Origin of the sequence: Bradyrhizobium sp. Arg237L, assembly GCF_029990105.1 — a bacterium.
Lineage (GTDB): Bacteria > Pseudomonadota > Alphaproteobacteria > Rhizobiales > Xanthobacteraceae > Bradyrhizobium.
In genome coordinates this window covers 31,392-50,301 of the sequence record NZ_JAQMIL010000015.1, presented here as the reverse complement: position 1 = coordinate 50,301, position 18,910 = coordinate 31,392, and the positions used below count along the sequence as shown (strand labels likewise).

Annotated in this window: 18 protein-coding genes; 11 read left to right on the top strand and 7 right to left on the bottom strand. The window is 65.2% G+C overall.

The genetic code is table 11. From position 1 onward, the window contains the following. Positions 1–28: 28 nt before the first annotated feature. A complete protein-coding gene (locus tag OZ411_RS11685) occupies positions 29–412 on the bottom strand; it encodes a hypothetical protein (protein ID WP_130578492.1) in 384 nt (127 codons plus the stop codon). Positions 413–681: 269 nt separating this feature from the next. Between OZ411_RS11685 and OZ411_RS11680 the strand changes: the two genes are divergently transcribed. Then, positions 682–1,917, top strand: a complete 1,236-nt coding sequence (locus OZ411_RS11680; RefSeq protein WP_282528059.1) for an MFS transporter — start codon at positions 682–684, stop codon at positions 1,915–1,917. A 211-nt stretch (positions 1,918–2,128) separates the two neighbouring features. On the opposite strand, the gene OZ411_RS11675 is transcribed toward OZ411_RS11680, so the two are convergent. After that, complete coding sequence (locus OZ411_RS11675) at positions 2,129–2,677, bottom strand: cupin domain-containing protein (RefSeq protein ID WP_282528058.1); 549 nt, start codon at positions 2,675–2,677, stop codon at positions 2,129–2,131. Between the two features lie 147 nt (positions 2,678–2,824). Here OZ411_RS11675 and OZ411_RS11670 point away from each other — a divergent pair, with 147 nt between their 5' ends. Together OZ411_RS11670 and OZ411_RS11665 are read left to right on the top strand one after the other, a co-directional pair. Next, positions 2,825–4,153: an aspartate aminotransferase family protein gene (locus OZ411_RS11670; RefSeq protein WP_282528057.1), complete on the top strand. Its 1,329-nt coding sequence runs from the start codon at positions 2,825–2,827 to the stop codon at positions 4,151–4,153. Positions 4,154–4,221: 68 nt separating this feature from the next. Continuing rightward, on the top strand, positions 4,222–5,487 hold the full coding sequence (locus tag OZ411_RS11665) for a D-amino acid dehydrogenase (RefSeq protein ID WP_282528056.1): 1,266 nt from the start codon (positions 4,222–4,224) through the stop codon (positions 5,485–5,487). 102 nt (positions 5,488–5,589) lie between these two features. Here the strand turns inward: OZ411_RS11665 and OZ411_RS11660 are convergent, their stop codons facing one another. Next, positions 5,590–6,225, bottom strand: a complete 636-nt coding sequence (locus OZ411_RS11660; protein WP_282528055.1) for a TetR/AcrR family transcriptional regulator — start codon at positions 6,223–6,225, stop codon at positions 5,590–5,592. Positions 6,226–6,381: 156 nt separating this feature from the next. Here OZ411_RS11660 and OZ411_RS11655 point away from each other — a divergent pair, with 156 nt between their 5' ends. From OZ411_RS11655 to OZ411_RS11645, 3 genes are read left to right on the top strand one after another with little or no spacing between them, the layout of a single operon-like run. Further along, positions 6,382–6,879, top strand: a complete 498-nt coding sequence (locus tag OZ411_RS11655) for a (2Fe-2S)-binding protein (RefSeq protein WP_282528054.1) — start codon at positions 6,382–6,384, stop codon at positions 6,877–6,879. Next, positions 6,876–7,928, top strand: a complete 1,053-nt coding sequence (locus tag OZ411_RS11650) for a xanthine dehydrogenase family protein subunit M (protein WP_282528053.1) — start codon at positions 6,876–6,878, stop codon at positions 7,926–7,928. The genes OZ411_RS11655 and OZ411_RS11650 overlap by 4 nt, the downstream gene beginning before the upstream one ends. Further along, positions 7,918–10,182, top strand: coding sequence for a xanthine dehydrogenase family protein molybdopterin-binding subunit (locus OZ411_RS11645; protein ID WP_282528052.1), 2,265 nt, complete (start codon positions 7,918–7,920; stop codon positions 10,180–10,182). Before OZ411_RS11650 ends, OZ411_RS11645 begins: the two co-directional genes overlap by 11 nt. A 6-nt stretch (positions 10,183–10,188) precedes the next feature. On the opposite strand, the gene OZ411_RS11640 is transcribed toward OZ411_RS11645, so the two are convergent. Continuing rightward, on the bottom strand, positions 10,189–10,968 hold the full coding sequence (locus tag OZ411_RS11640) for a crotonase/enoyl-CoA hydratase family protein (protein ID WP_282528051.1): 780 nt from the start codon (positions 10,966–10,968) through the stop codon (positions 10,189–10,191). 143 nt (positions 10,969–11,111) lie between these two features. On the opposite strand from OZ411_RS11640, the gene OZ411_RS11635 reads away from it, so the two are divergent. After that, a complete protein-coding gene (locus OZ411_RS11635) occupies positions 11,112–11,723 on the top strand; it encodes a TetR/AcrR family transcriptional regulator (protein WP_282528050.1) in 612 nt (203 codons plus the stop codon). Positions 11,724–11,839: 116 nt separating this feature from the next. Here OZ411_RS11635 and OZ411_RS11630 read toward each other — a convergent pair whose 3' ends face one another. From OZ411_RS11630 to OZ411_RS11620, 3 genes are all read right to left on the bottom strand, one after another. Next, a complete protein-coding gene (locus OZ411_RS11630) occupies positions 11,840–13,429 on the bottom strand; it encodes a gamma-glutamyltransferase (protein WP_282528049.1) in 1,590 nt (529 codons plus the stop codon). 139 nt (positions 13,430–13,568) lie between these two features. Next, positions 13,569–13,733, bottom strand: a complete 165-nt coding sequence (locus OZ411_RS11625; protein ID WP_165421079.1) for a hypothetical protein — start codon at positions 13,731–13,733, stop codon at positions 13,569–13,571. A gap of 39 nt (positions 13,734–13,772) precedes the next feature. Continuing rightward, complete coding sequence (locus tag OZ411_RS11620; protein ID WP_282528048.1) at positions 13,773–14,414, bottom strand: HD domain-containing protein; 642 nt, start codon at positions 14,412–14,414, stop codon at positions 13,773–13,775. Between the two features lie 221 nt (positions 14,415–14,635). Here OZ411_RS11620 and OZ411_RS11615 point away from each other — a divergent pair, with 221 nt between their 5' ends. The 4 genes from OZ411_RS11615 (at position 14,636) to fumC (ending at position 18,906) form a co-directional block, all read left to right on the top strand. Beyond that, positions 14,636–15,595, top strand: coding sequence for a GlxA family transcriptional regulator (locus OZ411_RS11615; protein ID WP_282528047.1), 960 nt, complete (start codon positions 14,636–14,638; stop codon positions 15,593–15,595). Positions 15,596–15,771: 176 nt separating this feature from the next. Beyond that, entirely contained in the window at positions 15,772–16,278 is a 507-nt protein-coding gene (locus tag OZ411_RS11610; protein WP_282528046.1) for a DNA starvation/stationary phase protection protein, read from the top strand. A 54-nt stretch (positions 16,279–16,332) separates the two neighbouring features. Continuing rightward, positions 16,333–17,190, top strand: a complete 858-nt coding sequence (fdhD, locus tag OZ411_RS11605; protein ID WP_282528045.1) for a formate dehydrogenase accessory sulfurtransferase FdhD — start codon at positions 16,333–16,335, stop codon at positions 17,188–17,190. A gap of 279 nt (positions 17,191–17,469) precedes the next feature. Next, positions 17,470–18,906, top strand: a complete 1,437-nt coding sequence (fumC, locus tag OZ411_RS11600; RefSeq protein ID WP_282528044.1) for a class II fumarate hydratase — start codon at positions 17,470–17,472, stop codon at positions 18,904–18,906. The last annotated feature ends 4 nt before the right edge of the window (positions 18,907–18,910 follow it).

Here is an 18,910-nt window from a genome sequence, read left to right as displayed (position 1 = left end):
GCGGCAGCGTCCGGCGCCGTGACGCCGGTCAGGCCAAAGTTCGAGGGGGATGGTCGGGAGGTGGGCGCGCCAGCCCGTCCGCGATGATGTCGTTGAGCGGACGTAGCTGTTCGTCGAGCTGCCGGTTCACTTCCACCATGCTGGTCGATGGGCCGGCCAGCAGGACCTGCATCATGCAGATCGCAACCAGCGGACAATCCTGGCAAGCGGGACTCTTCTGCTTGTCCGGGCAGCAGGGCATGTCCGCCATATCCATATCTGCCATGTCATGATCATCCGCCATCGGCGCCATCTGGACACCGGCGGACGACAGCAAATGCTCCGCCGCGGCCGGAGTGGCGAGCGGCGCCAGGGTCAGGCTTGCCGTCACCAGCAGCGCGACCAGGAGCTTGAGCAGTTGGCGGATGTCCATAGGTCGAGTTTCGCACAAGTGGCCGGGCGCTGGAAGGGGCTCTGTTGCTCACAAATTTGGTGGGCGAGCGGGAGAACGCTGTCATTCCAGGATGCGCCGTCAGGCGCAGGCCCGGAATCCATTGGGCCACCCGCGCGGTGGTAAAATGGATTCCGGGTTCTCGCTGCGCGAGCCCCGGAATGACGGAGTGGCGGGGGCATTTCCGCATGCCCAATATTTCGCCAAAGCGCTTGACCGGGAGGCAATTCGCGACGAAGTTTGGCGCCGCCGTGCAAATTCCTTCTCAGATCAGCCCAAATCCGGACCATTTCATTCCCGATTCGCGCCGGGCATGGCTGCGGCTCGCTGTCGCCGTGGTGATCGGCTCGCTCGGCAGTGTCGGCATGTGGTCGGTGGTGGTGGCGCTGCCGGTGGTGCAGGGGGATTTCGGCGCCACGCGAGGGACCGCGTCGCTCGCCTTTACCCTCGTCATGATCGGCTTCGGCTCAGGCGGGGTCTTGACCGGCAAGATTACCGATCGCTACGGCATCGTCACCGCGATCGGGCTCGGCATCGGCATCCTCGGGCTGGGCTATATCGGTGCCGGCTACTCGCCGTCGATCTGGTCGTTCATCCTGTTTCACTTCGCGATCGGGCTGTCGTCATCGGCGACCTTCGGGCCGTTGATGGCGGAAGCCTCGCACTGGTTTGAGCGCTATCGCGGGCTCGCGGTCGCGATCGCCGCCAGCGGCAACTATGTCGGCGGCACGATCTGGCCGCCGTTGGTGAATCTCGGCATGCAGCAGTTCGGCTGGCGCACCACGCATGTCGCGATCGGCATCTTCACCGCGGTGGCGATGACGATCGCGCTGTTCGTGCTGCGGCGCCTGACAGGCGCGGCGAGCCGGCGCAGCCATCTCAACGCGCCGCCGCCGCGCGTCAATGTGCGGCTCTCCACCAACGCGCTGACGGCGATGCTCTCGCTGGCCGCGGTCGCCTGCTGCGTGGCGATGGCGATGCCGCACGTGCATATCGTCGCCTATTGCGGCGATCTCGGCTATGGCGTCGCGCGCGGCGCCGAGATGCTGTCGCTGATGCTCGGCTTCGGCATCATCAGCCGCATCGGCTCGGGCTTCCTCGCCGACCGGATCGGCGGCATCCGCACGCTCCTGCTCGGCTCGGTCGCGCAGGGCACCGCGCTGCTGTTCTACCTGTTCTTCGACAGCCTCACATCGCTCTACATCATTTCGGCGATGTTCGGCCTGTTCCAGGGCGGCATCGTGCCGAGCTACGCCATCATCATCCGCGAGGCGATGCCGGCCGCGGAGGCCGCCACCCGGGTGGGCATCGTGATCTTCGCCTCGGTGATCGGCATGTCGCTGGGCGGCTATGTCTCCGGGGTGATCTTCGATGCCACCGGCTCCTACGCCGCCGCCTTCGCCAACGGGCTCGCCTGGAACGCGCTCAACGTCACGATCATGCTGACGCTGCTGATCCGCTCGCGGCAGCGGCTGGCGATGGCGTAAGCCTGACGTCTTTCCGGATTTGATCGAGCGCAAAGCGCTGCCGCCGCGATCCGCTAGCTTTTCTCCATCAACCACGGAGAAGAGCCATGACACTCGATACTATCCTGGTCGTCATCGGCGTGACGGCGATGTTCCTGACCATCGCTGCGGCCATCGCCTGGGGCGACAAGCAGACCCGCAATCTGTGAAGCCGTGCGGCAGCTTGCCGCGTTCAGAATGTCGGCGGGGTACAGGCGCTGATCACCTCGCAGGGCTTGCCGCCGACGCAGCGGAAGCGATGCGGGCGGCGGCTTTCGAAATAATAGGCGTCGCCGGGATTGAGGATGCGGCGCTCGTCATCGACGCTGACCTCGAGCTTGCCCGAGACCACAATGCCGCCTTCCTCGCCGTCATGCACCAGCGGCACGCGGCCGGTATCGCTGCCGGGCTCATAGCGCTCTTTCAGGATCTGCAGGCTCCGGCCGAACAGATTGTCGCCGACCTGGCGGTAGGAGATCGGCTTCTTGCCGATCTCGGTCAGCTCGTCGGAGCGATAGAACACCTTGCGGCGGCGCTCCGGCTCGAGCGCGAAGAATTCCGCCAGCCCCATCGGAATGCCATCGAGGATGCGCTTCAGCGCCCCTACGGAGGGGTTCATCTGGTTGGACTCGATCAGCGAGATCGTCGAATTGGTGACGCCGGACCGCTTGGCGAGTTCGCGCTGCGACAGCTTCTGCTGCGCGCGAATGAATCGCAGCCGGCCACCGATATCGACGCTCATGGGAGAAGTCCTGTTGCAGGTGTTGCGGATCGCGCAAATATGCCGCGTTCGCCCCAATGAGATCAATGGGTTGCAGCAGGGCAGAAAAGGACTTGTTGCGCGTTTCAGAGCGTGTTCGGTTCGCGGTGTCAGCAGTGGAGCGACGCCGTGACCGTTCATCAGATTACGAACACCATCAAGCTCGATTCGTTCTGGATGCCGTTCACGGCCAACCGGCAGTTCAAGGAGACGCCGCGGCTGTTCGCCTCCGCCGAGGGCATGTATTACACCAGCGTCGACGGGCGGAAGGTGATCGACAGCTCGGCCGGGCTCTGGTGCGTCAATGCCGGCCACGGCCGCAAGCGGATCGCCGCAGCGGTCGAGCGGCAATTGATGACGCTGGACTTCGCGCCGTCGTTCCAGATGGGCCATCCGATCGCGTTCGATTTCGCCGAGCGCCTGGCGGCGATCGCGCCGAAGGGGTTGGATCGCGTTTTCTTCACCAATTCCGGCTCGGAGTCGGTCGATACCGCGCTGAAGATCGCGCTCGCCTATCACCGCGCCGCCGGCCAGCCGACCCGCACGCGCCTGATCGGCCGCGAGCGCGGCTATCACGGCGTCGGCTTCGGCGGCATGTCGGTCGGCGGTATGGTGGCCAACCGCCGCGCGTTTGCGACCCATCTGCCCGGCGTCGACCATATCCGCCATACCCATGATCTCGCCCGCAACGCGTTTGCCAAGGATCAGCCGCTTCATGGCGCTGAACTTGCCGACGACGTCGAGCGGCTGGTGGCGCTGCATGGCGCCGAGACCATCGCTGCCGTGATCGTCGAGCCGGTGCCGGGCTCGACTGCGGTGCTGCCGCCGCCGCAAGGCTATCTGCAGCGGCTGCGCGAATTGTGCGACAAGCACGGCATCCTCCTGATCTTCGACGAAGTTATCACCGGCTTCGGCCGGCTCGGCACGCCGTTCGCGTCGCAGTTCTTCGGCGTGACGCCCGATCTGATGACGACCGCAAAGGGCATCACCAACGGCACCGTTCCCTGCGGCGCGGTGTTCGCCAGCCGCAAGATCTACGACGGATTGATGACCGGGCCGGAAAGCCAGATCGAGCTGTTCCACGGCTACACCTATTCCGCGCATCCGGTGGCCTGTGCCGCCGGCCTTGCGACGCTCGACATCTACAAGGACGAAGGCTTGCTGACGCGCGGCGCTTCGCTCGCCGAGTACTGGCGCGATGCGCTGCATCAGCTCAAGGGCCTTCCGAACGTGATCGATATCCGCAACATTGGCCTGATGGGCGCTGTCGAAGTCGCTCCGCGCGACGGCGCGGTCGGCGCGCGCGGCTACGACCTGATGGTCGATTGTTTCAATCATGGCCTCTATTTGCGCCAGAGCGGCGACTCCGTTGCGATGTCGCCGCCTTTGATTGTCGAGCGCAGCCATATCGACGACATGGTGTCGATCCTCGGCGACGCCATCAAGCGAGTGGCCTGACCCTTGCTCCAGCCGTTGTGGAGATTATTTGCAGCGGCAAGTAATGCCGCGGCGGGAGCCTGAAAAGCGTGAAAGTCATCATTCTCGGCAGCGGCGTCATCGGCGTCACGTCAGCCTATTATCTCGCGCGCGCCGGCCATGAGGTGACGGTTGTTGACCGGCAGCCGAAGCCTGCGCTGGAAACCTCCTTTGCCAATGCCGGCGAAGTCTCGCCCGGCTACTCTTCGCCCTGGGCCGGCCCTGGTGTGCCGATCAAGGCCATCAAGTGGCTGTTGATGAAGCACGGTCCGCTGGTGGTCCGGCCGAAGCCCGATCCCGCGATGTGGATCTGGCTGTTGAAGATGCTGCGCAACTGCACCGCGGAGCGCTATGCGGTCAACAAGAGCCGGATGATCCCGATCGCGGAATATAGCCGCGACTGCCTGCGCGCGCTGCGCGGCGAAATCGGCATCCGCTATGACGAGCGCTCCCGCGGCACGTTGCAATTGTTCCGCTACGCCTCCCAGCTCGACCACACCGCCGACGACATCGCTGTCCTCAAGCAATATGGCGTTCCGTTCGAAGTGCTCGATCGCGAGGGCTGTATTGCCGCGGAGCCGGCGCTCGCTGCCGTGAAGGACAAGATCGCCGGCGGGCTGTGGCTGCCGGAGGACGAGACCGGCGATTGCCACATGTTCACGCAGGCGCTCGCGCTCGAAGCGAAAAAGCTCGGCGTGCGCTTCGAATTCAACGTTGCCATCGATGGCTTGATCGCGGATGCCTCGCGCGTCACCGGCGTTGCGACCAGCAAGGGCGTGCTGCAGGCCGACGCCTACGTCGTCGCGCTCGGAAGCTGGTCGCCGCGGCTGCTCAGGCCGCTCGGCATTTCGCTGCCGGTCTATCCGGTGAAGGGCTATTCGATCACGGTGCCGATCGTGGATGCCAGCGGTGCGCCGGAATCGACGGTCATGGACGAGAGCTACAAGGTCGCGATCACCCGGCTCGGCGACCGCATCCGCGTCGGCGGCACCGCGGAGATTTCAGGCTATTCCGACAAGCTCTATGCCGCGCGTCGCGCGACGCTCGATCATTCGGTGACGGATCTGTTTCCGCGCGGTGGCGATCTTGCGAAGGCGACGTTCTGGAGCGGCTTGCGCCCGATGACGCCGGACGGACCGCCGGTGATCGGCGCGACAAGGTATAACAATCTCCATCTCAACAGCGGTCACGGCACGCTCGGCTGGACCATGGCCTGCGGCTCGGGCAGGGTGCTTGCGGACCTCTTGTCCGGACGCAAGCCGGAGATCGATGTCGGCGAGTTGTCGATCGCGCGGTACGATCATAGATTCGGCTGAGTTGCTGCCGTCATTGCGAGGAGCGAAGCGACGAAGCAATCCATAGCGCCGCTTGTGGAGACGTGGATTGCTTCGCTTCGCTCGCAATGACGGTGTGCGCGGTCAGCGCTTGCGCTTCGCAGCCTTCTTCACCGGCTTTGGCGCCGCCGTCTCGCGCGCCCGTTGCACCCGCAGCCCGTCAATGAACACATCCAACAGCCGCAGCACGGTCGATTGCCAGCCTGCCTGGTCGTGCATGTAGCACAGGCCGATCAGGGCGCGCAGGACGTCCTCGGCGCTGATGTCGGCGCGGATCTCGCCGGCGGCGACGGCGCGCGCAAGCAGCGCGGCGATCGCCTTGGTCAGTCGGTCGAGCGAGTAGGCGTGGAGCTCGGGGGAGCCGTGGGCGACCAGCGCCAGCGCGGCCGCCATGCCCTTCTTGGTGGCGACGAACTGGACGTTGGCGTGCAGCCAATGCCGCAGCGCTTCGACCGGGTCCGCCTCATCGTTCAACTGCTCCGCGAGATCGCCGAGCTGATCCACCTCGCGCCGATACACCGCTTCATACAATGCCTCGCGAGTCGGAAAGTGACGGTAGAGCGTTCCGATGCCGACGCCGGCGTGCCGCGCCACAGCCTCCAGGCTGGCCTCGGGGCCGCCGGCGCTGAACACGGCTTTCGCCGCTTCCAGCACGCGCTCCCGGTTGCGCACGGCATCCGCGCGTGGCTTGCGAACTAATCCTGCGAACTGACTGGCCATCAGATTTGTGATCACCCCTCCCTTGTAAAACGGAGGACGCCTCCGTATATGCGATGAGTACCCGGCCTGCAAAGGTCCGCCGATCGACACATTGGCGGCCGCCGGCGGCGCATTACCACTGTAACAATTTCACCATAGCACTGATCGGAGCCCTGCATGAATTTCTCCATCAGCCTCACCGTGAATGGTGTGCGGCGGGAGATCGAGCTCGACGACCCCCGCGTCACCCTGCTCGATCTCTTGCGCGAGCGTCTTGATCTGACCGGCACCAAGAAGGGGTGTGACCGCGGCCAATGCGGCGCCTGCACCGTCCTGGTCGACGGGCGGCGCATCAATTCCTGCCTCGCCTTGGCGGTGAGCCAGGACGGCGCCGACATCCTCACCATCGAAGGTGTCGCGCATGGCGACCAGCTCCATCCGGTGCAGGCCGCTTTCATCGCCCATGACGCCTTCCAATGCGGCTTCTGCACCCCCGGCCAGGTCATGAGCGGCATCGGACTGATCACCGAAGGTCAGGCCGGCGATGAGCCCGAGCGCGTGCGCGAAGGCATGAGCGGCAATCTCTGCCGCTGCGGCGCCTATGCCGGGATCACGGAAGCCGTACTTGAAGCGCAAAAGACGATCGAGAACTCCGAGCAGAGGCGCTCCGCATGATGAATTTCGATTACGTCAGGCCCTCAACGGTCGCCGAGGCGGTCGCGGCCGCATCCGAGAAGGGCGCAACCTATCTGGCTTCGGGCACCAATCTGCTCGACCTCATGAAGGGCGGCGTCTGCCATCCGAGCCGGCTGGTCGATGTCACGCGCCTGCCGGGGCTCGACCGCGTCGAATATCTTGCCGACGGCGGCGTCCGGATCGGCACGCTGGTCCGCAACGCCGATCTCGCGCACGACGCGGAGTTCGCGCGGGCCTTCCCGTCCGTGGCCGAGGCGCTGCTGTCGGGGGCGTCCGCGCAGCTTCGCAACGCGGCGACTGTCGGCGGCAACGTGCTGCAGCGGACGCGATGTGCCTATTTCTACGACGCCCCCAGCGCCTGCAACAAGCGCTGGCCCGGCGCCGGCTGCGATGCGCGCCACGGCGAGAACCGGCTGCATGCCGTGCTCGGCTGGAGCGAAGCCTGCATCGCCACGCATCCTTCCGACTTCTGCGTGCCGCTGGTTGCGCTCGATGCGGTCGTGGAGATCGAGGGCAAGGGCGGGCGGCGCGAGGTGGCGCTCGAGGCGCTGCACCGCCTGCCCGGCGATACGCCGCAGCGGGAAACTTTGCTCGAGCGCGGTGATCTGATCGTCGCGCTGCGGCTTCCGCCCGAGGCGCGTGGCTTTGCCGCGTATACACGCTATATCAAGGTTCGCGAGCGCACCTCGTATGCATTCGCGGTCGTGTCCGCCGCCGCAAGCCTGCGGATTGAGCAAGGTCTGATCCGTGAAGCGCGGCTCGCGCTCGGCGGCGTCGCGGCAAAACCCTGGCGCGCGCGGGCGGCGGACCAGAGTCTTGCCGGCGTCGCGCCCGATGCGGCCGGCTTCCGCGAGGCGGCGCGCATCGCGCTCGCCGATGCAAAGCCGTCCGGCGACAACGCGTTCAAGATCGAACTCGCAGAGCGTATCGTGGTGCGGGCGCTGACGCTCGCCACCGCGGGCACACCGGCGCGCATTCCCGCGCTTCCCGGCTCTCCCTTCTCATCAGGAGTGCGCCATGTCGCTTGAGCTCACCCGCGATCCCGCCCATCTCAGGCACGGCTCGAACATCGGCCAGCCGCTGACCCGCCGCGACGGCGTCTTGAAGGTCAAGGGCCAAGCCCGCTATGCCGCCGATAATCACCCGGCGGGAATGCTCTATGCCGTGATCGCCGTCTCCACCATCGCGCGCGGCCGTGTGACCTCCCTCGATGTCGATGCTGCCAAGCGCTATCCCGGCGTCGTCGACGTGATGACGCCCTCGCACAAGCCGCCGCTTGCCGAAGACCCGGACGGCAAGCCCAATCCTTTCGCGTTCAAGATGGAGCTCCTGCAGAACGACGAGGTGCGCTATGCAAACCAGGCGATCGCGGTCGTGATCGCTGAGACGCTGGAAGCCGCGACTGAAGGTGCCGCACTGCTGTCGCCGCAATATCACGTCGAGCCCGCGCGGGTCGGCCTCGATGGCGCCGAGAGCTATTTGCCGCCGGTGGTCGGTATCGGCAATCCGGCCGAGGTCCGGCATGGCGATGTCGACGCCGCGCTCGCCGGCGCGTCGAACCGCATCGAGGCGACGTATGAAACGTCCGCGCAGTACCACAATGCGATGGAGCCGCACGCGATGGTCGCGGCCTGGGACGGCGACAAGCTTTCGATCGATACGCCGAGCCAGGGCATGGCGATGGCACAGATGCGGCTCGGTGGACTGCTCGGCATTCCGCCTGTTAATATCCATATCCGCAGCCCGTTCCTCGGCGGTGGTTTCGGCTCCAAGGGCCTGGTGTCAGGGCCGCAAGTGCTGGGCATCATGGCGGCGAAGCTGGTGGGACGTCGGGTCAAGCTCGTGCTGCGCCGTGACCAGATGTATGGCCCGGTCGGCCATCGTCCGCCGACCCGGCAGACGCTGCGCATCGGCGCCGACGGCGAAGGCCGGCTGACGGCGATCGATCATCACGCGAAGGTCACGACCAGCACCTTCGATGATTTCTACGAGCCGGCCGCCGACGCCTCGCACACGCTCTATGCAAGCCCCGCGATCAAGACCTCGCATGAAGCGGTGCGCGTCGATACCGGCACGCCGCTGTTCATGCGCGCGCCGGGCGAGGCGACCGGCTCGATCGCGCTGGAGAGCGCCATCGACGAGATCGCCGTGGCGTGTGGAATGGACCCGCTCGATTTTCGGCTGAAGAACTACGCCGAGGTTGAGCCGATCTCCGGCAAGCCGTTCTCCTCGAAGGCGCTGCGGCAGTGCTATGCCAAGGGCGCCGAACGTTTCGGCTGGGCAGGGCGTCCGCTCGCGCCACGGCAGATGCGCGATGATGATGGCTTCCTGGTCGGCTGGGGCATGGGCACGGCGACCTTTCCGGCGCTGATGTTCCAGGCGCAGGCGCGCGCGGTGATCCGCAGCGACGGCTCCGGCATCATGGAGAGCGGCGCGCATGACATGGGGCAGGGCGCGTGGACCGCGCTCGCCCAGATCGCGGCCGATGGACTCGGGCTCGGCATCGATCAGGTCGAGTTCAGGTCGGGCACGTCGGATTTGCCGGACGCCGGCATCGCCGGCGGCTCGGCTCATACCGCAACTGCCGGTGCTGCGATCCACAACGCCGGCGCGGCCGTGATCGCAAAGCTTGCCGATCTCGCGACCAACGACCAGCGTTCACCGCTGTTCGGCGCCGGTAATGCCGGGGTGATCGCGCGGGAAGGGCGGCTGTTCCGCCGCGACGATGAAGCGCGTAGCGAGAGCTATGCGGACATCCTCACGCGCGCCGGCGTCGCCGAGATCGAGGCCAGCGGCGGCGGTGCGGCCGATCCGGCGGCGCAGTCGAGCTACGCCATGCACGCCCATGGCGCTGTTTTCGCGGAGGTGAAGGTCGATCCCGAACTCGGCCAGATCCGCGTCACGCGTCTGGTCGGCGCCTTTGCCGCCGGCCGCATCATCAATCCGCGCCTGGTCCAGAGCCAGCTCTTTGGCGGCATGATCTGGGGCGTATCGTTCGCGCTGCACGAGGAAGCCGTCATGGACCACCGCTCCGGCCGGATCCTGAACGCGAATCTCGCCGAGTACCACATCCCTGTGAACGCCGATGTGCCGTCGCTCGATGTGCTGACCGTCGACGAGCACGATCCGCATGTGAACGCGCTCGGCATCAAGGGCGTCGGTGAGATCGGCGTCACCGGAAGCGCCGGTGCCGTCGCCAATGCGGTCTGGCACGCCACCGGCGTTCGCGTCCGCCGCTTCCCGATCCGGATCGATGATCTCCTGACCCGGCTCTCGAGCTGAGCCGCGTCACCGTCCCTGGAACATCGCAGGCCGCCGCTCGATGAAGGACTGAATGCCTTCGCGGGCGTCGGCGCTGTTCAGGACGCATTCGCGGATCGATGGGATAAAGGCGATCGCGGCGGCCTCGCCGCCCTCGATATATTTCGCGGCTGCTTCCTTGGTTGCCTGGATGCCGAGCGGCGCGTTGCGCGCGATCATCGCGGCAAGCTCCATCGCGCGGGCGATCTGCTGGCCCGCCGGCACCACCTCCTGCACCAGGCCGATCTCGTAGGCGCGCTGCGCCGTGAATTCGTCGCACAGGAACAGGTGATACATCGCATTGCCCCACCCGGTGCGCGACAGGAAGCGGAAATGCGCGCCGCCGAGGGGAGCGATCCCGCGCTTTGCTTCCATCTGGCAGAACCGGCTGTCATCGGCGGCAACGACGATGTCGCCCGCCAGCATCAGCTCGATGCCGATCGTGAACACGATGCCCTGCACGGCTGTGACGATCGGCTTCCTGCAGCGCTTGGAAAGACCGAACGCGTCGACATTGCCTTCCTTGAGATTGCGCTTCTCGGCGGTGGGGCCGAAGAATTTCGGCATGTCGAGGCCGGCCGTGAAATCCTTGCCCTCGGCGCAGATGACGCCGACCCAATAGGCGTCGTTGTTGTGCAGCTCGGTCAGCGCGTCGGAGAGCTGCTCCATCATCGCCGGCGAGAAGGCGTTCTTTTTGGCCGGGTTGTCGATGACGATCTTGAAGATGTGGTCGTGTGCTTCAGTCCGAATGCTGCCTGGCGTGGTCATATTCCCTCCCTTTCGTTGTCAGGATTCGTCATCGCGCCACTCTCGTCCGGTTGGTTGCTATGACACCTGACATAGCCGCATATCGGGCTGGCTATGTCAAGTGTCATAGTCTAGTCTGGTTTGCCGAAATCCGAGGGACGCCGATGACGTCAGGTACGAGAGCAAAGATGGTGGCGGGGGCGGCCGACCTCCTGAGCCGGCGCGGCGTCAACGCCACCAGCATGCGCGAGGTGGTGCGCCATACCGGCACGCCGCGCGGCTCGGTCAGCCATCATTTTCCGCGCGGCAAGCAGCAGTTGATCGAAGACGCGATCGTCTTTGCCGGCGCACAGGTGAGCAAGCCGCTGGACCATCTGACGCGCGAGCGCGGCGCGATCGATGGCCTGCGCGCCTTCATCGCACTGTGGCGGCAAACGCTTGAGCGGAGCAAATTTCAGGCCGGCTGTCCGGTGCTGGCCGTGGCGGTCGAGCAATATGTCTCTGATGCGATGGACAATGCGGGAGCGCCGGACGAAGCCGCGCAACGTCACTTGCTCGATCTCGCCGACGGTGTGTTCGCGGATTGGCAGCGGATCATGATCGCCGCGTTACGCCGCGACGGCGTGCCGCCGGCCCGCGCGCGGCGGCTGGCCGCGCTGGTCGTCGCTTCCGTCGAGGGAACGCTCGCGATGTGCCGCGCGGCGCGCAACGCGCAGCCACTCGACGATGTCAGGCAGGAACTTGAAGCGGTGCTGTCGGCGGCGATATCGGGCTGAGCTGAGCAGCCTGTGCGTCAGAACTTCGGTTCTGATTGGATCAGAACCGAAGTTCCGATTTCTCGTTTTGACGCGTTTCTTCACGCGAACCGGTGTCCGCTTCGCTCGAAAACGCTCTACCCTTCCGCCATCGCTTCGCTCCAGGCGTGGAACGGCTCGGTGGCGCCGCTGTTGGTGGCGCCGTCGCGCAGCACCACGCTGGGGCAGGCGAATTTCAGCGGCATCGTCTGCATGCGCGCTTCCTCATAGTCGAACCGTGCGCGCAGCGCCTCGCGCGCTACTGGCGGCAGCCGCACGTCGCCGATCACGATCGCGCCTTCGCTGGCGTCGATCCTGGGCTGGTGGATGGCTGCATCGAGGTCCATGCCGTAGTCCATCACGAAGGAGAGAAGCTGCGTCACCGCCGGCAGGATGCGCCGGCCGCCGGAGGCGCCGACGGCGAGGCGCCGGCCATCGGCGGCCTGCGCCACGACCGGCGTGTAGTTGGTCAGGCAGCGCTTGCCGGGCGCCAGCGAGTTCGGCGTGCCCGGCGTCGGATCGAACCACATGATGCCGTTGTTCATGGTGATGCCGGTTTGCGGCGTCACGAATTTCGAGCCGAAGGTCGACAGCAGCGTTTGCGTCACCGCCGCCATGTTGCCGTCGCGGTCCACGACGGAGAAATGCGTGGTGCAGGCAGGCGCGACCGCTTCCGCACCGAGCGAGCGGCGGCCGTCGGCATCGCCCATGCCCTGCAGGCGTTCGCGATAGGCGGTCTGCAGCGCCTGCGCGTAAGCCGTGTAGGCGGCGGCATCCGGGGAGGGCGAGGGCTGCACGCTCTGCTGCAGCAGGCGCAGCGTATGCGCGAGTGTCGGCCCGGCGGTCAGTTCGGGCGCCGCATAGACGTAGCCGCCGCGATAGGAGATGCGCAGCGGCTCGCGAACGTGAGCGCGGAACGCGGCCAGATCCTCGACAGATAGCGCGCCGCCGCTCTCGCTGATATCGGCGGCGATGCTGCGCGCCAGGCCACCCTCATAGAAGTCGCGCGGTCCTTCGGCGGCAAGCTGCGCCATGGTTGCCTTCAGCCGGTCCTGCGGCAGCCGCACCACCGACTTGATGCCCCATTGCGCATTCGGCGGCAGGCCATCCTGCAGATAGGCAGCGGCGCTGGCCGGATAGCGGCGGAGATCGGCGGCCGAGCTTGCGATCATCAGCGTGGTCCACCAGTCGACCAACAGGCCTTCCGCGGCGAGATCGACGCTTGGCTTGAGCAAGTCCTTCCACGGCAATTTGGCATGGCGGCGATGCGCCTCCTCCATGCCCGCCACCACACCGGGCACCGCGATCGAGCCGGGGCCATGCAGGTTGCGGTCGTCCTTCACTCGCGCCCAGGGAAAGAGGTCGGAGGCGGTGCCGTCGCCGGTCAGCGGATAATCCTCGATGCGAAGGCTGTTCGGCGCCCGCATGCCGTAGTCGATCACCTCATAGCGGTTTTCGCGGGCGCGGTAGAGCACCATCGCGCCGCCGCCGCCGATCCCGCTCATCCAGGGCTCCACCACGCCGAGCGCAAAGGTGGTCGCGACCACGGCATCGACGCAATCGCCACCCGCCGCCAGCACGGCCGCGCCGACCTCGGCGGCTCTTCGCGACTGCGAAGCGACGATGCCGCCCTTGGAGGTGACGGCTGGTTTGCGGATCTGCTGGGCGTTGGAGAACTGGTCGGACATTGCGCTGTTCGGGCCTTCTCGGAGGGAACGGATCGAGGTGGCCTAGCATGCCGGGCACCGCAGGTTAAGGCAACCAGCCGCCAGATCGGAGGTTCACGCCGAATCCGCATAGGTGGTAAAGTGTCTATTCCTTCTCGCTTCAATCGGTCCGCATCGAGGAGATCGGGTCGCTGCATGGAAAACTGTCTTCCAGCGCGACGTCGAGCCAATAGTCGAGGCGTTGCTCGATCCGTTGGCGCTGCTTCCGGAAGAAGTTCTTCTTGGGTTCAGTGCCCACCGAGCCGACGGCGTTCGTGATGGTCATGATCGTTCTCCATGCTTGATCGTTGATGCTCGGCCTTCGTCATTCCGACCATTTCGAGTTCAGGATGACGTCGCAGAAATTGATCCGGTGGTAGGTCGGGTCGCGCAGCGCCAGCACGTCCGCCTTGACGTTGCCGAAGGTCGTCCCCGGCTTCTTGATCGTCCCGGCAGCAAACGCATCGATGATGCCGTTCTTGAAGTCGTGGCCGCGCGGATGGTGGGCGCAGACCTCATGGCGCTGTGCGGCGGTGAAGGAGTCGAATTCCAGCCCCAGCACATCCATCTCGACGCCGGCCGTCACCAGCGCGACCACCGGCCGCTTGTGCTTCGGGATATCAGGCGTGGTGTGCAGCGCGATCGCGTCCCAGACGTCCTCGACATCGCGCTCATTGATGCGATGGGCGCGGAGGAATTTTGCGGCGGCATTGGCGCCGTCGACCTCGAAGCGCTCGTTGGTGCTGGCATAGGGCGCCTGCAAGCCCATGTCGTGGAACATCGCGCCGACATAAAGCAGCTCATGGTTGACCTTCAGCCCGGCGCGCTGCCCGGCCAGCGCGCCGAACAGGAAGACGCGGTTGGAATGGTGGTAGAGCAGTTCCGATTCGGTGTCGCGAACCAGTTCGTCGACTTCTCGCGCAAGCTTGCTGTCGGGAATGGTGATACCGGCAATGATCTTCGTCATGACCTGATCTCCTTATGGTCTTGGTGGATTGCTCGCCGACTAACTGATGCTTTGCGTGGGCACGAACAACGATGCCGATCCCTGCGAAACCGTCAAAACACCACGCTTTTCTGCCGATGGCGTTCGTGCAAGAAGCACCTGGCTGAAATGCATGGCCGGCTGGCAGGATTCCATGCATAGTCGTCGCGCGCATCCACGCGCGGGAACTGGATTGTTGGTCGATGAAGGCGGTCGCGCTGGCGATCTTTCCGGGAGTGCAGGCGCTCGATGTCGCAGGTCCGCTCGACGTTTTTATCGAGACGAATGGTTTCGTGGGAACGGATCGCGGCTACCGCCTCACGCTGATCGGCGCCGAACGGCAGCCGTACCGGGCGTCAAACGGGATGTCGATCACGCCGGAGATGACATTTGCCGATGCGGAGCAGGCGTTCGATCTCGCGCTGGTCGCCGGCGGACCGGAGCTTCCGACCACGCCGCCGGATCCGCGGCTTGTCGACTGGCTCGGCAAGATCGCCTCGCGCTCCCCACAATATGGCTCGATATGCACCGGTGCGTTTGCGCTCGGCCACGCCGGCCTGATCGACGGCAAGACGGTGACGACACATTGGCAGAATGCGCCCAGTCTCGCCCGGCAGTTCCCGAAGGCGAAGGTCGAGTTTGACCGCATCTATCTGCGTGACGGGCCGCTGCTGACCTCGGCGGGCGTCACTGCGGGAATCGACCTCGCGCTCGCGATCGTACAGGATGATCATGGGCCGGAAGTCGCTCTCGCGGTCGCCAAGCGGCTCGTCGTCGTGGCGCAGCGGCAGGGCGGGCAGTCCCAGTTCAGTCCCTATCTCGTGCCGCCGGCCCAGAAGGATTCGCCGATCGCGCGCGTGCACGCCCATGTGATGGCGCATTTGCGCGAGGCGAACGGTGTCGATGTACTGGCGCAGGTCGCCGGAATGAGCGTGCGCAGTTTTGCCCGCGCGTTCAAGCGCGAGACCAATGTGACGCCGGCCGAATTCGTCGAAAGCGCGCGCATCGATGCCGCGCGCAACCGCCTCGAAGGTTCCGACCTCCCGCTGAAAGTGGTCGCGCATGAAAGCGGCTTCAGCAGCGCCGAGCATATGCGCGTCGTATTCGTCAAGCGCCTCGGGATCACGCCGAGCCAGTTCCGCGCGAGTTTTCGCAAAGTCTGACGCGGCCCCGTTCCGCGCGCGTTCGCAACCAATGCGGAAGATTGTCCCGAAATCCGTGCGAATCCGAAAGAGTCCGCAGGCTCTGGAAAGATACGCTTCCCGATGCACGGTATCGCAACCGTCAAGGACGGCCCGGAAACGCTGGTGCCGTCGACCAAGAAACAAGGATGGCACGAATGCTCAAGTCCACGCGCCCCGAATTGCAAAGCCCGACCGATCTGAAAGCCGACGCGACGCGCGATATCTCGGCAGCGCTCAGCGCCCTGCTGGCCGACGTGTTTGCACTCTATCTCAAAACCAAGAACTTCCATTGGCACATGTCGGGCCGCCACTTCCGTGACTACCACCTTCTGCTCGACGAGCAATCCGACCAGATCTTCGCGATGACCGACCCGATCGCGGAACGCGCGCGCAAGATCGGCGGCACCACGATCCGCTCGATCGGTCAGGTCTCGCGCCAGCAGCGCATCCTCGACAACGATGCCGACTACGTCGATCCGCAGGACATGCTGGCTGAACTGGGCAGCGACAACCAGCAGCTCACGCGCGAGATGCGCCAGGTTCACAATGTCTGTGACGAGTATGGCGACGTCGCCACCGCGAGCCTGCTCGAAAACTGGATCGACGAGACCGAGCGCCGGACTTGGTTCCTCTACGAAGCGACGCGGAACAGGAACTCCTGACCTGAGCCGCGCAACCCGAGGCGAATCCAACGCCAAACCCGAGCTGAGGTGATCATGGCCGCCAATGGTGCTTTCATCGAACGGGCCGGCCTCAACTGGCGGGGTGGCCGCGCGAGTTCATCGTCGCGGGCGGTGGCGGAGGAGACCGCCATTGCGCTGACCTTCGACGGATCGACCTATGCCGTGATGATGGCGACGCCCGCCGATCTAAAGGATTTCGGCATTGGCTTCGCCGTGACCGAGGGCATCGTTGCCCGTGCCGACGAGATCAGGAGCCTTGATCTGATCGAGACTGATCTCGGCATCGAGGTGCGGATCTGGCTTGCAGAAAATCGGACGGCGGCCTTGTTCGCGCGGCGGCGCGCCTCCGTGGGCCCCGTCGGCTGCGGGCTTTGTGGCATCGAAAGCCTTGTGCAGGCGAGGCGCGCGGTTCCCAGGGTGAAGAAGGGCGCGACGTTCGATGCACGCGATCTCTTGGAGGCCATGCGCGCGCTTCCGTCGCTACAGGACCTCAACCAGAGAACCCGCGCCGTGCATGCGGCCGCTTTCTGGCAGGCCGATGGCGGCGTCGGCCCGGTGCGTGAGGATGTCGGCCGCCACAATGCACTCGACAAGCTTGCCGGCGCGCTGATCCGTCACAACAGGTCGGTCTCGAACGGCGCCATTCTGCTCACGAGCCGCATCTCGGTCGAGATGGTGCAGAAGACGGCCATGATGGGCGCGCCCGTCATCGTCGCCGTTTCCGCGCCGACGACGCTCGCGATCAAGACCGCTGACGACGCCGGGATCACCTTGATCGCGGTTGCGCGCGATGACGGCTACGAAGTGTTCACGCATCCAGATCGTATCGTCTTCGCACAGGGAGTGCACCGGCGTCCGGTTGAGACGGGCGATGGCTTTGCGACGGCGTGAATGCCGCCGCGGCATCGGTCCAAGTAAGTAATGAGATAACGGAATCGCGGCCGCACGCGCCGATGCGTTTGCATGGTTTGCGCGCGCGTCCTTCTGCGGCGGCGCTCGCTCGTTCTTGCTCGTGACGACAGAGAGTTGGTGAAGATTGCGGCGGCGCAGTCCTGCCATGCAATTCCGTAAAAGACGTTCGTTTCAGGAAGCCTGAACGCGGCACCGAACGTAGCCTTATTGTGAGGCGTCAATGCTTGTTTTCCGAACCGCGCGCAAAGAGAGGCTGCGATGAATGACCTCCGCAAGGAAACCGACAGTCTTGGTGAAGTCGATGTCCCCGCCGACAAGCTCTGGGGCGCCCAGACCCAGCGTTCGCTCGAGCATTTCAGCATCGGTAAGGATCTGATGCCCCGCGAGATGATCCAGTCCTACGCGATCCTGAAGAAAGCGGCCGCGAACGCCAACCATGCCGGCAAGCGGCTCGATACCAAGGTCCACAAGCTGATCGTCCATGTCTGTGACGAGATCCTGCAGGGCCAGCATCACGACATGTTTCCGCTGCATGTCTGGATGACAGGCAGTGGCACGCAATTCAACATGAACGTCAACGAGGTGATCTCGAACCGATGCTGCCAGCTCGCGGGAACGCCGCTCGGCAGCAAGCATCCGGTTCATCCGAACGATCACGTCAACATGTCGCAATCGTCGAACGACAGTTTTCCTTCCGCCATGTACATCGCGGCCGCCGTCAACGTGACGCAGCGCCTTGTTCCCGCGGTGAAGGCCCTGCACGATGCGATCGATGCCAAGGCCAGGCAGTGGGACGACGTCGTCAAGATCGGCCGCACCCACATGCAGGATGCGACGCCGCTGACGCTCGGCCAGGAATGGTCGGGCTATGCCGGCATGCTCGCCGATGACCTTGCGCGGATCGAGGACGCGCTCAAGGGCGTGTTCCGGCTCGCGCTTGGCGGCACCGCGGTGGGCACCGGCATCAATGCGGCGCCGGGCTTTGCCGAGGCGGTCGCCAGCGAAATCGCACGCCTGACGGGACTGCCCTTCGTCAGCGCGCCGAACAAATTCACCGTGCAGGGCGCGCATGATGCGCTGGTGCAGCTTTCCGGCACGATGCGCACGCTTGCAGTGTCGCTCTACAAGATCGGCAACGACATCCGCCTGATGTCCTGCGGCCCGCGCGCCGGCTTTGCCGAACTGATGATTCCCGAGAACGAGCCGGGCTCCTCGATCATGCCGGGCAAGGTCAACCCGACCCAGGCCGAGGCGCTGACGATGATCGCGGTGCAGGTGATGGCGAACGACGTCGCGGTCGGGTTCGGCGGAGCCAGCGGCTATCTGGAGATGAACGTCTACAAGCCGCTGATGATCCACAACATCGCCCAGTCGATCACGATCCTGACCGACGGCTGCACGAATTTCCGCAGGTTCCTGGTCGAGGGCACCAAGCCGAACCAGAAGAAGATCAAGGAATATGTCGAGCGCTCGCTGATGCTGGTCACCGCGCTCGCGCCCGTGATCGGCTACGACAAGGCCTCGGCGATCGCGCACTATGCGATGGACAACGATCTCACGCTGAAAGCGGCGGCGCTGAAGCTCGGCTTCGTCAGCGAGTCGGAGTTCGACCGCATCGTCGATCCCGCCAAAATGGTCAAGCCGTATGTGGCCCAGGGCAATGCGCCGGTCAAAGCCGGCACACCGACACGCTGAAGGA

Bases quoted from the DNA above. Each gene is read 5' to 3' on its own strand.
- OZ411_RS11685 (WP_130578492.1), bottom strand. From the start codon at position 412: ATGGACATCCGCCAACTGCTCAAGCTCCTGGTCGCGCTGCTGGTGACG.
- OZ411_RS11675 (WP_282528058.1), bottom strand. From the start codon at position 2,677: ATGAGCGTCGATATCGGTGGCCGGCTGCGATTCATTCGCGCGCAGCAG.
- OZ411_RS11660 (WP_282528055.1), bottom strand. From the start codon at position 6,225: ATGGCCAGTCAGTTCGCAGGATTAGTTCGCAAGCCACGCGCGGATGCC.
- OZ411_RS11655 (WP_282528054.1), top strand. From the start codon at position 6,382: ATGAATTTCTCCATCAGCCTCACCGTGAATGGTGTGCGGCGGGAGATC.
- OZ411_RS11650 (WP_282528053.1), top strand. From the start codon at position 6,876: ATGATGAATTTCGATTACGTCAGGCCCTCAACGGTCGCCGAGGCGGTC.
- OZ411_RS11645 (WP_282528052.1), top strand. From the start codon at position 7,918: ATGTCGCTTGAGCTCACCCGCGATCCCGCCCATCTCAGGCACGGCTCG.
- OZ411_RS11640 (WP_282528051.1), bottom strand. From the start codon at position 10,968: ATGACCACGCCAGGCAGCATTCGGACTGAAGCACACGACCACATCTTC.
- OZ411_RS11635 (WP_282528050.1), top strand. From the start codon at position 11,112: ATGACGTCAGGTACGAGAGCAAAGATGGTGGCGGGGGCGGCCGACCTC.
- OZ411_RS11630 (WP_282528049.1), bottom strand. From the start codon at position 13,429: ATGTCCGACCAGTTCTCCAACGCCCAGCAGATCCGCAAACCAGCCGTC.
- OZ411_RS11625 (WP_165421079.1), bottom strand. From the start codon at position 13,733: ATGACCATCACGAACGCCGTCGGCTCGGTGGGCACTGAACCCAAGAAG.
- OZ411_RS11620 (WP_282528048.1), bottom strand. From the start codon at position 14,414: ATGACGAAGATCATTGCCGGTATCACCATTCCCGACAGCAAGCTTGCG.
- OZ411_RS11615 (WP_282528047.1), top strand. From the start codon at position 14,636: ATGAAGGCGGTCGCGCTGGCGATCTTTCCGGGAGTGCAGGCGCTCGAT.
- OZ411_RS11610 (WP_282528046.1), top strand. From the start codon at position 15,772: ATGCTCAAGTCCACGCGCCCCGAATTGCAAAGCCCGACCGATCTGAAA.
- fdhD (WP_282528045.1), top strand. From the start codon at position 16,333: ATGGCCGCCAATGGTGCTTTCATCGAACGGGCCGGCCTCAACTGGCGG.
- fumC (WP_282528044.1), top strand. From the start codon at position 17,470: ATGAATGACCTCCGCAAGGAAACCGACAGTCTTGGTGAAGTCGATGTC.